The organism is Desulforadius tongensis (genome assembly GCF_016907915.1).
Taxonomy (GTDB): Bacteria; Bacillota; Desulfotomaculia; order Desulfotomaculales; family Desulfohalotomaculaceae; genus Desulforadius; species Desulforadius tongensis.
Genome location: NZ_JAFBCW010000015.1, coordinates 1 through 12178, shown reverse-complemented (window position 1 = coordinate 12178; position 12178 = coordinate 1). Strand labels below are relative to the sequence as shown.

Genomic DNA, 12178 nt, shown 5'->3' with positions numbered 1-12178 from the left:
GTAAATTAATGTCATATAATACACCTTAAATTATTATAGCACATTGTTTACTTTTTACCTCCAAAATATAAAAACCCGGTTGTTAACAACCGGGAACTGGTTATTTCATTTGCCTTAATCTTCTCACCCGATCTTCAATTGGCGGGTGGGTACTGAACAGCCTGGCCACTGAAGCACCAGACAGCGGGTTGACAATAAATAAATGTGAGGAAGCGGGGTTAACCTGCATTGGTACACTGTGAGCAGCCCGCTCCAGCTTCAGCAGGGCATCGGCTAAGCCATCGGGACTGCCGGCAATTTGGGCTCCGGTGGCATCGGCACCATATTCCCGGGAACGGGATATGGCCAGCTGGATTATCGTAGCTGCAATGGGGGCTAAAATAGCCAGCACCAGCGCGGCAATACCTCCCACGCCTCCTTCTTCTTCATCATCGCTGCTCATCCCGCCAAATATAGCCGTCCACTGCAGCATGTTGCCGATCATAGTGATAGCCCCGGCAAAACTTGCAGCAATGGTGCCCACCAGCACGTCGCGATTTTTAATGTGGGCCAGCTCGTGGGCGATAACTCCCTCCAGCTCTTCCTTATCCAGCATTCTCAATAATCCTTCAGTTATGGCCACAGCGGAATGTTCCGGGTTGCGGCCGGTGGCAAAGGCGTTGGGCTGCTGGGAAGGGGTGAGGTAGAGCCTGGGCATGGGCAAACCCGCCCGGTTTGCCAACCTGCGCACCATGGCATAAAGTTCCGGCGCCTGCTGTTCGGAAATGGGCTGTGATCCGGTCATTTTAATAGCCACTTTGTCGCTGTTAAAATAACCGAAGAAATTAATTCCCAAAGAAATTAGGAAAAACAGAAGCGCCCCTGACTTCCCCCCAATGGTATTCCCCAGCAGAACCAAAAGAATGCTCAATGCACCCATTAAAATGAATGCTTTAGCGTTGTTTATGACAGCTCCCTCCTTAATAAAATATTTAAAATTTAATTATTTACACAACTTCACATATTAATTGTACCATAAAAATTTAAAAATAAAATCCCTAATTAATATTTTTTAATAACAATTCCGGGGTTATATTGTTCATATACCGGCGGTAGGCGCTGCTCTCTGCCAGCATGTCTTTTATTTCCACCGGCGGAGCAGTTTTCAAGCCCGCCCCCCGTTTTAATTTAACAGACAGTCTACCCTTTTCCATTATCCCCACCTCCAGCAGGCCGTTATCCCTTAATAATCTTATTACCGCCATCACCAGCAGTTCCGTCTGCCCGGTGATTGCTGCCAGTTCAAAAACAGTGGTTTTGCCGCCCAGTTTTTTATCCACGTATTTAATATAGCTCATAACCCGCTTGATACACTCTGCCGGTGAGAGGTCGGGCAGTGGTGAATAGGCCAAAACTAAATTTTCAGCCCCGGAAAGGGCAATAATTTCTTTAAAAATTTGATTACTAGGCGGGCAGCTCAACAGGACCAGATGCCCGGCCCTTGTTATTGAATAACGATCAGCGGTGGGATGGGGAAAATCCTTTAACGGCAGACCTTCATAAAAGTATACCGCGCCGGCAAACTGAGGCGGTTTCTCCCCCAGTTCCCGCCACCGCCGGCAATCCAGTACCCGTTGAATAAATATAGTTTTTCTCTCGTTTACCGGGGGTGCCGCCGGTGTTATAAGTTCATTCACCACTAACTGCACCTTTTCTTCTCCCCGCCAGCGGTTAACAGCAATGCTGTACAGCAGATCTCCCTGCTGCACACCGCTGTCCGCACCCCACCAGTGAATGGCCGGCACCCTTTGCCCCCGGTGTTCCAGTACCAGCCGCAGGTGTTTTTTACCGGTGGTAAAGCGGGCAGACAGTACATTAACACCGGGGCAGTACAAAAGGGGCTGGGGCCACCCTTCTCCATAGGGGGCTAAAGTTTGCAGTTGGTAGAAAAGTTCAGCGGTTGCCTGGGCCAAAGGCATTTCTAAATCATACTTTATTTTCCCCTTCCCTTTTATTCCCGCCAGTTTTTCAGTTAGTATCCTCTTACATATCTTGGTAAAGGCCGGCAGTTTATCCCGGTGCAGAGATAATCCCGCCGCCCCGGCGTGTCCACCGTACCTGTCCAAATAATCTCCACACTGCTGCAGCACCTCAAAGATGTGGATACCCTCCACCGACCTGGCGGAACCCACCACTGTTTGGCCGTCTTCCTTCCGACCCATCAATATCACCGGCACCCGGTATTTCTCACAAAGCCTGCCGGCGGTAATACCGATAATACCGTGATGCCAGTGCGGTTGGAAAAGTACAATGGGCCCCGTCTCCTCACCCTGCAGCATGGCTTCCGCCTCTTCCAGCATCCGGTGGCCTATCTGCTTTCTTGCTTGATTTAGTTCATCCAGTATGCCGGCCCATTTTTTGGCCCCGTCAATACCGGTACTTAAAAGCAGTTCCACTGCATACCGGGCTGTTTTCATGCGCCCGGCGGCGTTAAGACGGGGAACCATCTGAAAACCGATATCTTCTTCCGTTATGTTCTCCCGATCCAGACCGGCCACTTCTATTAACGCGGCAATACCCGGCCTCCCGGCCCGGCGTATTTCCGGCAGCCCCCTTTGTACAAAATAACGGTTTTCCCCTTTTAAGGGCACCACATCGGCAATTACACCCAACGCCACCAGGTCTATAAACTGCTCTGCTTCCCGCCGGCGATGATACCGTTCCAGCAGCGCTTGAGCCAAAAAGTAAGCCACCGCTACCCCGGGCATATATTTGGCCCGGTGACCGTCGGGCAGCATTTGTGAGTTTACAATGGCATCGGCGCCGGGCAGTTCCGGCGGTAAATGGTGGTGATCGGTAACCACCACCTGCATGCCCAGGTCCCTGGCCAGTGCAATTTCATCACCATTAGCAATGCCGCAGTCACAGGTAATAATCAGGTTAACCCCCCGGTCCCAAAGCTTTTTAATTACCCCGGCATTTAACCCGTAGCCCTCTTTAAACCGGTCAGGAACCTTATAAATCACATCGGCATTTAAGAGTTTTAACACCGACACCAGCAAAACGGTGGAAGTAACTCCATCCACATCGTAATCCCCGTATACACAAATTTTTTGCCCTTTATCCAGGGCCTGCTTAACAATATCCACCGCCCGGCTTAAACCCGGTAATTCTTCCGGCCCGGTGGGGGTATATTTTTCCCAGTTTAAAAATCCTTCCAGTTCCCCGGGAGTAATACCCCGCTTTAATAATATCCGGGCTAAAATTTCACTGCCGCCCACAGCATGCAAATATTCAGCCGGTATGTGCCGTTTATTCAAAGAGCATTTCATCAATGTCATCCCAATCTATATCCAATTCTTCTTCAACTTCTTCAGATAAGTCGGCAGCCATGGGCCTGCCGTGGCAGATGGGCGAATACTCACAATGCCGGCATTTTTTTTGATCACCGGTGGCATAAAACTGATCATAGTCCCTGCTCTCAATTTCTTTAATCTTCTTCTCAATCATATCCGCATCCCTCTGGTATTTGTCCTCTGAATAGGCCAGCGGCTCCACCAGCCTGGGATAGCGGGGATTCCAGTAAATCATAGAAATGTCTGCAGGAGAAAACGCCCCCCGGGGGGAAAGAAAACCGCCGGCTTTAACCAGCAAATAGCGGTAAACAATGGTTTGAATATGCTGCCGATAATACTGGCTTTTGGGCCTGCCCAGGGCAGTCTTCCAATCATATATCACCGCCCGGCCGTCGGGCAGTACCATCAGCAGGTCGAACTTAGCCACCAGCCTAATCCCATCCTGGTGGCAGCGCAGTTCCTGCTCCGGCAGAAATACCGCCCCAGCGGTGAGCGGGCGAAAATTCTGCAATTCCTTAAACCAGCTGCTCACCGGTTCCGTTAAATACCTTTCCAACTCCCCCATTGCTATGCCGCAGTAGTAACGATGGGCCAGCAGGTGAAAAAGCTGCCCCTGTTCCACCATCTCCCTCTTTTCGTTATCTGTTACCCAGCTGCCCGGCCAGTACAACCCATCAATATAGCGGCGGCGGAATTTAAGGCTGCAAAAGTCATAAGTGCTGAAAGAGTTCTGGCTGAAATACATTTCTTTAACGTCACACGTTATCATTGGCTGCACGCTCCTTTGATATATGATCCATCAGTGCTTTCAGGACCAGGCTGGGGCCAATCCGCTGGTTAAAAACATTTTTATCGTGATAGGTTATTAAAAGATTTTTCTTTGCCCTGGTGACAGCCACATAGAGCAGTCTCAAGCGTTCGCATATTTCATCAATTTTAAACTGGTACAGCGGGTCAGTTACCCTTTCACCGGTTAAAGACTTCAGCTCTGCTTTAATTAACGCCAAGGGATTGTTTAAATCTTCCTTCAAGTACCACATCTCACTTTTAAACCTGTCTGTTCTTGAAGAAGGATATTCCGCCGCAGTAACTCCGGTCAAATAAACGGTATCCCATTCCAACCCCTTGGACTTGTGGGCAGTAATCAGCGATATCACCCCCGGGGTGGGTTCAAACCCCTGCTGTTCATTGACCACCCGCAAAAAATGACGCACCGAACTTTTTAGGCTCGGTAAATCCAAAGCAATGTCGTACAGCCGCCAGTGGGGATGCTGGTACATTTTTTGCCTGATTAACAAGGCTAAATTATGGGCAATGCCCAGCTGTTCCATATCTAAATCCATATCCTCCGCCAGGTACAGCACCAATTCATCGGGCGGCAGCTGTACACTGGCCGCCAGCCATTTTTGTATGGTTTTTAACCCCTCCACAAAACCGGTGTAAATGGCCGGGTCTGACAGCTCATCGGGCATCTCCAGCCACGGCAGCTGACCGCCAATGGGATAAAGCACCTGCTGCAGGGTATATTTTTGAAACAATTTAGTTAAAAATTTGCCTTCCTCTGCACTTAACTGGCTGAGAAATACGTTTTTAACCAGCGCCACCAGCAAATTGACCCGGTGCGGTTGGGCCAGATACTCCAGAGCCCTTTCCACATCGACAATGGTTTTCGCCTGCCGGTTAGTTATTTTACCCACTTCCTCGAAGGGAACATTTAATTCAGTTAACACCTGGGCCATATCCTGCTGCACGTACCGGTTGGATACCAGTATGGCCACGGTATCCCGGGGGGTCCTGTTGATATAATCACCGGCCAGTTGGGCCACCAGCTTAATTTCGGCGGCCTGATCCTTAAATCCCCGCACCCCAATGGTGTATCCCTTTGTGCTGGGGTTGGGGTAGGGGGCACTTTTGTCCACCGGGTGAATATGCCGGTTTTCCAGCGCCTCCCGGCATTCCTGCTGGGGATGGCAGTTATTTGTCCAGTCCACCAGGTAATTGGCCAGGTTAATTATTTGTACTGTGCTGCGGCTGGAATATAAAATTGATTCCTTTTTTACATCTTCCCGGGTACAATAGCGGCGAAATATTTCCGGTTCCGCCGCTGTAAAGGTACCCAAAATAGCCTGGTTGGAATCCCCCACCCGCACCAGGTTGCCGGATTTTTCAGCCAGCAGCATTAAAATCTCTTCCTGCAGCGGGGTGGAATCCTGGGCTTCATCTTCAAAGCAAAAGGTCCAGCGATTTTGCAGGCGTTCCAGTACCCCGCCGTCTTCTTTTAACAGGCGCAGGGCCTGTACAATTAAGTCGTCAAAATCCAGCAGTCCTTCCCGGTTTAATACCTGGTTATACCGCTGATAAATGCTCAGTACCCAGCTTAAATACGACCTTTCATCCAGCCGCTGCTGCAAGTTTCGCACCTGTTCCGCCGTTAAACCGGTGGATTTAACGGTGCTCACCCCGCTGCAAAATATATTGGGCAGGTCCTTCTGCTCCCACCTCTCTAAAGCCCTTTGATACCACCGGTCATTTTTCTTAATTTTAATGGGCTCTTTCCATAAATTTTTGTTTGTGATCATCCACTCTTTAACTAAATCATTTAACAGTTCGTACCGGCCGCCCTCGTCAATAATCCGGAAGTTTTGGTTAATCAGTAAAAATTCCGGTTTTTCTTTCAATATGGTCATGGCCAGGGAATGCAGCGTTTTAACTTCATACCCTTTACCCCGGGGCAGCCCCCGCTGCTGCAAAAAATCCCCAATGCGGCTGCGAAAATTAGCCACCGCAGAGTTCATCACCGTTACAATGAGAATTTTACCCGAACCGCTGCATCCCTCTTGTATCAAATCCGCCGTTAGGTGAGCCAGCACAGTGGTTTTTCCGGCCCCCGGCACCGCCGGCACCGCCAGCAGCCCGCCCCGGTACCGGGCCACTTCCTTTTGCCCCGGTCTTAAACTAATCACCTGCTTCCCTCCCCTGCTGCACGCTGTCAAAAACATCCACCAGTAACCCGTTTTGTTCCCAGCCCTGGCTGTTTATTTCACTGTAAGCAACAAATATACCTTCGCTGCATTTGCCCAGCAGCGCCCTGACCAGGATGCCCAGTTTTTGCCGGCGGATATTTTGATCCACACCGTCATCCCACACCTGGTGACCGGTCCAGCGCCGGGACAGCACCCAGGGATTGGCCAGTTCCTTGGCCATGCCCCTCATCCACTGGTTACCCCCGATATCCAGCCAAAATTGATACTTAACCCTTTCAATATAGGGGTTTAATATAAAATTCAGCGGAGAAGTAAGAATAACTTTATTCCGGTGGGCAGGCGGGCGGTAGAGCACCTCCGCCGCCAGCGTTCCCTTTTGAATCATGTCAATAAAGTTATGCCCCAGGGGGGCGTCATTATAGCAGCTTAACACCCGGCGCAGTTTAACCGCCGAATCAATCATCTGGCGGCAGGCCAGTAAATCCTCTTCCCCGGGCAGCAGGGGCGAAAGCAGCTCTGCAAAGGCCTGTTGAAACAGCAGTTCCAAGTCCGGTTTGTCCTGCCGTCTCCGCTCTACCCACTGCCTCAGTTCCTGGTAATGTTCCGCGTACCGGTAGCCAACCTGTTCCCTTAAATTCAGCTCATCCAGGTCGGGCAGCTTTAAATCATTTTTAAAGGTTTCTTCCGCCAGTAAAGATGCCCGTACCGGATCCGTCTTTAACAACAAACACAGCGTCTGAACCAGGGATGAAAAATTTATTTCCGTCTTCCAATCCGGATTGGCCAGCACCGCCAGTGTGATCATGGCATTGGCAAAGGGTTGATCCAACAGCCTTTTAGAACGGGATAAATTAGCAATACCTATCTCCCGTTCTGCCAGCTTATTATGCAGACTAAATTCCAGCACCTTGTCCACCACCGGCGCTATAACCGCTATTTCTTTGGGTTTTGTACCGGAAGCAATTAACCGTTCAACCTGCCCAACCACCTTTTCCAGCATTTCTCCCCGCAGGACGGTAACAATCTGTCCCTTAAGGGCCGGCGAACCGGTCATTTCCCTTGCTTTACCGGTAATAACCCGGACCAGATTTGCGGCCAATTCCCTGGTTTGCTCTCCCCCCGCCGGTTTTAATTCTTTAATCTCACACCGGGGCAGTATTTTTTGCCTTACCCCTTCGGGGTAAGCGCCAAAAAACACCGTATGACCGCCTTCGGGGTCATACCCCATGTAAGCACCTGCAGCATCATTGAGCAGGTATAATATTAAATCCTGGGCGGTGGGTACCATTTCTTCAATGTCATCCACAATAATATAACGCCACTGCTCCTTTAAATATTTAAGGAACCGGCAGTCTGACATCAAAATACCGTTAAACAATTCCACCGCCAGGGAATAGTCAATACTACGGGTTTGAAGACACTTTTCCCGGAATTGTTTCATCACCGTGATGGCATCAAGGTAAGCAGCTGTTTTTTCTTCACCGCCGCTGGAAACGGCCAGCATGTGCAGCCGCTTGGCCGCCGCGGGTAAAGATATGCCGTTTACCGCCGCCTGGTTCAAGTTATCAATTAACTGAATGGCAATATTTTCAGTGGTGGACTTGACCTCCGCAAAGCCGCCGCTGTGGCGCACTTCCTCCACCATGGTACTTATTAAGTAGTGAGACGCCTCCACCGTCATAAAAACCGGCTGCAGCAGTTTACTGGTGCCGGGCAGCTTTGATTCCACCAGCGGCCAAAACTTAGTCAGCTGATTTTGTACCAAACCGAAATAGGTGTGAATATGTAAAGTGCCGCTGACGGGAATTTTTAAGGTTTTTCTCCATTTATCCTCATCCAGTGATGAGCGAACCATAACCAGTATATTGTCCGATTTAACCCCGCCGGCAATTAAATGCCGGTATTTTTCTTTCAAGGCACTGGTTTTCCCACTGCCCAGCGGTCCGGAGATAACTTGTTTCAAGTTCAAACACCCCGTATTTTTTTATTTATATCTTATTTCCATACCCGAAAACTATTTCCCTTTATTAACCACCGGGCCAATGTTACATAATATATCATATTTCGGAAACATTAGAATAACGAGGTAAATAACGGTAAAGGGTGTTTTCATATGTTCAATAAACTTTTTAATACCGCTCATTTAAAGCTGACCAAATCCATTGATCAGAACATCTCTTTATTTCAAAAAATTTTTTCCCACGACCGGACTATTATTTTCAGGCATTTTAAAGCCGGTTACAAAAACATAAAATGCTGTCTGATCTATGTGGATGAAATGGCAGATCGCGAAATCATCAACGAAAACATCATGCAGCCCGTTATGTACCTGGATGAATATGAAAACATCCCGCAAAGCAAAATACTGGATTTCATTGTCAATAAAGTGCTTATTTCCGGTAATGTTAAAAAATCCTCTGACATCAGCTGTTTAGCAGAGGCAATATTATACGGGGATACAATGCTGCTGGTAGACGGTTTTAGTGAAATTTTAATCATCGACACCAAGGGATGGAAGGTAAGATCAATAACCCCCCCGGAAACAGAAAAAGTAGTCCGGGGGGCACGGGAGGGCTTTACCGAATCTATCATTATCAATCTTTCTTTAATCCGCAGAAAGCTGTTAACCACAGATTTGAAATTTGAATTTAAACAGTTGGGCACCCGTACCAAAACCACCATCTGCATATGCTACATAGAAGGGCTGGCCCCCGCAAAAATAATAAACGAACTGGAAAAAAGGCTGGACAATATAAACATAGACGGTGTGCTTGATTCCGGTTATATAGAAGAATTAATAAAAGATTCGCCCCTGTCACCCTTTAAAACAATCGGCAGTACCGAGCGCCCGGACACGGTGGCCGGTAAGTTACTGGAAGGAAGAGTTGCCGTTGTATGCGACGGCAGCCCCTTTGTTTTAACCTTACCCCATATATTTATAGAAGCCTTTCAAGTAAACGAAGATTATTATAATAACTTTATTTTTGCTTCAATCAACAGAATGCTGCGCTACTTTTCATTTTTCTTAACCATCAGCGTGCCGAGCATTTTTTTAGCCTTAACCACCTATCACCAGGAAATGATACCCACGCCGCTTTTGCTCAGCATCGCTGCTTCCAGGGAAGGAGTGCCCTTTCCCACAGTGGTGGAAGCAGCGGCCATGCTGGTCACCTTTGAAATGCTGAGAGAAGCAGGAGTCCGGTTGGCAACCCCCATCGGCCAAACGGTAAGCATCGTGGGGGCGCTGGTACTGGGAGAGGCAGCGGTTACCGCTAAGTTTGCCAGCGCCCCCATGATTATAGTGGTGGCCTTAACCGGCATCACCAGTTATTTAATCACAGAAATGCTGGGAGCTTTAATTCTAGTGCGAATAATCCTTTTACTATTATCATCTGTTTTAGGATTGTACGGTTACATTTTCGGCGTAATCGGCCTGTTTATTCACTTAATGTCCATGCGCTCTTTCGGTGTTCCCTACATGTTAAATGTCAGCTCCATAAACGTACGGGACTTGAAAGATACGGCAGTAAGGGCCCCCTGGTACGCCATGTATTTTCGACCAAAGTTAATGACCAAAAACATGCTGCGTAAATCCGGCCCCAGGCTTATTGAAAGAAGGTAGTATCATTGCGGAAAGCAAAAGTAATGCTTCTTACCTTCATGCTGCTTGTAAATATGCTGATACCGGCAGGCTGCTGGAATTACAAAGAAGTGGAAGATTTGGCTATAGCAGCCGGCCTGGCGGTAGATAAAGACCCCAAAGACGGCAAATACCTTTTAACGGTAGAAATCATCAAACCCCAGGCCCAGGAAAAAGAAATGCAGATAAAATCAACTACTGTAAAAATGAAGGGTGATACAATCTTCAGCGCCATACGCAACTTCATCGCCCTCACAGGTAAAAAATTATACTGGAGTCACGCCAAGGTAATTATCGTCAGTAAAGAAATTGCCCAGGAAAATATTGTCCCCATTATTGATTGGATAAACAGAGACGCGGAGGTAAGGCCGGATATGTTTTTAATTATCTCCAGGGAAAAAACCGCCGGGGAAATATTAGAAAGCAGCGTGGAAATAGAAAGTATTGTTTCATTTCAACTGGAAGATATGTTAAAAAACAAAAAAAGCTTATCCACGTATCCCTCCTTTGAGTTATGGGAATTTATAAACGACCTGTCTGCCAAGGGCATTTCAGCCGCCGCGGCCACCGTTAACACCGTAACGGTTAAAGGAAAAACAAAGCCTCAAATGCACGGCACAGCAATTTTTAAAAAAGACACACAGGTGGGTTGGTTTAACGGTTCTGAAACCAGGGGGTTGTTATGGTTGAGGAACGAAATGAAGGGCGGCGCGCTGATAGAAGAATTAGCTAACATCAAGGGCAAGCAGACAAAGATTACCTTGGAAATATTTGACGCTAAGACTAAAATAAAACCGGTTTACAAAGATGACCGGCTTGTTATGAATGTTAATATAAATATGGAAGCGGCCATAGCAGAGATTGATGCCGCCGGCGCGGATCTCTTAGATAAAAAGGTAGAAAGTGAAATAAAACAGGCCGTCGTTGAAGAGATGAAAAGGCGCCTGCAAAACGCCATCAAAAAAGCACAAAGTTACCAAAGTGATGTATTTGGCTTCGGCCAACTCATACAAAGGGAAATGCCCTCATTATGGAAACAAATGGAGCCCAATTGGGATGAAATATTCCCCCAGCTGGACACAGACATAAATATAAACATTGATATCAGGAGCAGCGCTTTAACATCAAGGAGCATTAAAGTGGGAGATTGATTTATGTACCTGGTAATAACGCTGGCTTACCTAATACTGGGATTTATAGAAATATTCCCCCTGTATAAAAATAATCAAAAAAAGGAAGCAGCCTTTAATACTGCCGTGTTTTTATTCTCTCTAATAATCAGCCTGCTGCTTAATTCCGGTATTAAAATTCCCAGTGCGGCCCGTGTAATTGAACAGTCCCTGTCATTATTTATTGGAGGAATCAGCGGTGAATAAAGAAATAATCTCGCAAAAGCAGGGCATCACCCTGGTTACCTTTGTAATCATCGGCGATTCCCTGGTATTTACCAGCGGGATAACGGCAGAAAAGGATTTTTGGCTGGCCATTTTATTAGCCGTTCTGCCGGCTTACGCTGTACTGTCCGTTTATGCCAGAATTCTCTCCCTTTACCCGGGAAAGGATTTATTTGACATTGCCAAAATAGTTTTCGGTGCTGTGATAGGTAATTTAATCAGCCTCATTTATATTTGGTTTGCCCTTTTGTTAGGAGCCCTTGTTTTAAGAACTTTCACCGAGTTTATCACTATCGTGGCTTTTCCGGAAACCCCCATGCTGGCTCCCCTGGCGGGACTGGTTATTTTATGCGTCTGGTCATTAAAAGAGGGCATTGAAGTATTGAGCCGGGTGGGAGAATGTTTCCTGTGCATAATGATAATAATGATCATTTTTACCATCCTGCTGATGGTCCCGGAATGGGAAATAAAAAATATCCGCCCGGTGCTGTACAACGGGATGGCGCCGGTTTTAAAAGGTGCCTTTTCCACCTTCTCCTTCCCGCTGGCTGAAGCGGTAATATGTATGATGGTCTTTTCCGGGTTGAAAAGTAAAGCCGCCCATAAAGTTTTCACCTTAGGCTTAATGATCGGCGGGGGGCTGCTGCTGGCCACTTCCCTGGCAGAGGTTTTAACCATCGGGGTGGAGTCAGCTTCGAGCAACTATTTTCCCGCCCATAACGCGGCACAAAGATCGAGTAGGGTAACGCCGCAGTAATTTGCTACGGCGTTATCCCTCTCACAGAACCGTACGTACGGGCCTCGTATACGGCTCCTGATAAACCT

Annotated in this window: 9 protein-coding genes; 4 read left to right on the top strand and 5 right to left on the bottom strand. The window is 47.7% G+C overall.

What is annotated here, in order from left to right; genetic code table 11:
* Window positions 1-100: 100 nt before the first annotated feature.
* The 5 genes from JOC37_RS07295 to JOC37_RS07275 all read right to left on the bottom strand — a co-directional run bounded on the left by JOC37_RS07295 (window position 101) and on the right by JOC37_RS07275 (window position 8282).
* Window positions 101-946, bottom strand: coding sequence for a M48 family metalloprotease (locus JOC37_RS07295; protein ID WP_204617635.1), 846 nt, complete (start codon window positions 944-946; stop codon window positions 101-103).
* 91 nt (window positions 947-1037) lie between these two features.
* Window positions 1038-3311 carry a single-stranded-DNA-specific exonuclease RecJ gene (recJ, locus tag JOC37_RS07290; RefSeq protein ID WP_204617564.1) on the bottom strand — a complete coding sequence of 758 codons (2274 nt, stop codon included), beginning with the start codon at window positions 3309-3311 and terminating at the stop codon, window positions 1038-1040.
* Window positions 3292-4104: a PD-(D/E)XK nuclease family protein gene (locus JOC37_RS07285; RefSeq protein WP_204617562.1), complete on the bottom strand. Its 813-nt coding sequence runs from the start codon at window positions 4102-4104 to the stop codon at window positions 3292-3294. Before JOC37_RS07285 ends, recJ begins: the two co-directional genes overlap by 20 nt.
* Window positions 4091-6298, bottom strand: coding sequence for a UvrD-helicase domain-containing protein (locus tag JOC37_RS07280; protein WP_204617560.1), 2208 nt, complete (start codon window positions 6296-6298; stop codon window positions 4091-4093). The genes JOC37_RS07285 and JOC37_RS07280 overlap by 14 nt, the downstream gene beginning before the upstream one ends.
* Window positions 6291-8282 carry a UvrD-helicase domain-containing protein gene (locus JOC37_RS07275; RefSeq protein ID WP_204617558.1) on the bottom strand — a complete coding sequence of 664 codons (1992 nt, stop codon included), beginning with the start codon at window positions 8280-8282 and terminating at the stop codon, window positions 6291-6293. The genes JOC37_RS07280 and JOC37_RS07275 overlap by 8 nt, the downstream gene beginning before the upstream one ends.
* 150 nt (window positions 8283-8432) lie before the next feature.
* On the opposite strand from JOC37_RS07275, the gene JOC37_RS07270 reads away from it, so the two are divergent.
* Genes JOC37_RS07270 through JOC37_RS07255 form a run of 4 tightly spaced genes read left to right on the top strand, consistent with a single transcriptional unit; the run spans window position 8433 to window position 12110 of the window.
* On the top strand, window positions 8433-9941 hold the full coding sequence (locus tag JOC37_RS07270; RefSeq protein ID WP_204617557.1) for a spore germination protein: 1509 nt from the start codon (window positions 8433-8435) through the stop codon (window positions 9939-9941).
* 5 nt (window positions 9942-9946) lie between these two features.
* A complete protein-coding gene (locus JOC37_RS07265; RefSeq protein ID WP_204617555.1) occupies window positions 9947-11110 on the top strand; it encodes a Ger(x)C family spore germination protein in 1164 nt (387 codons plus the stop codon).
* Window positions 11111-11113: 3 nt separating this feature from the next.
* A complete protein-coding gene (locus tag JOC37_RS07260; RefSeq protein ID WP_204617553.1) occupies window positions 11114-11335 on the top strand; it encodes a hypothetical protein in 222 nt (73 codons plus the stop codon).
* Window positions 11328-12110, top strand: a complete 783-nt coding sequence (locus JOC37_RS07255) for an endospore germination permease (protein WP_204617552.1) — start codon at window positions 11328-11330, stop codon at window positions 12108-12110. The genes JOC37_RS07260 and JOC37_RS07255 overlap by 8 nt, the downstream gene beginning before the upstream one ends.
* Window positions 12111-12178 lie beyond the last annotated feature (68 nt).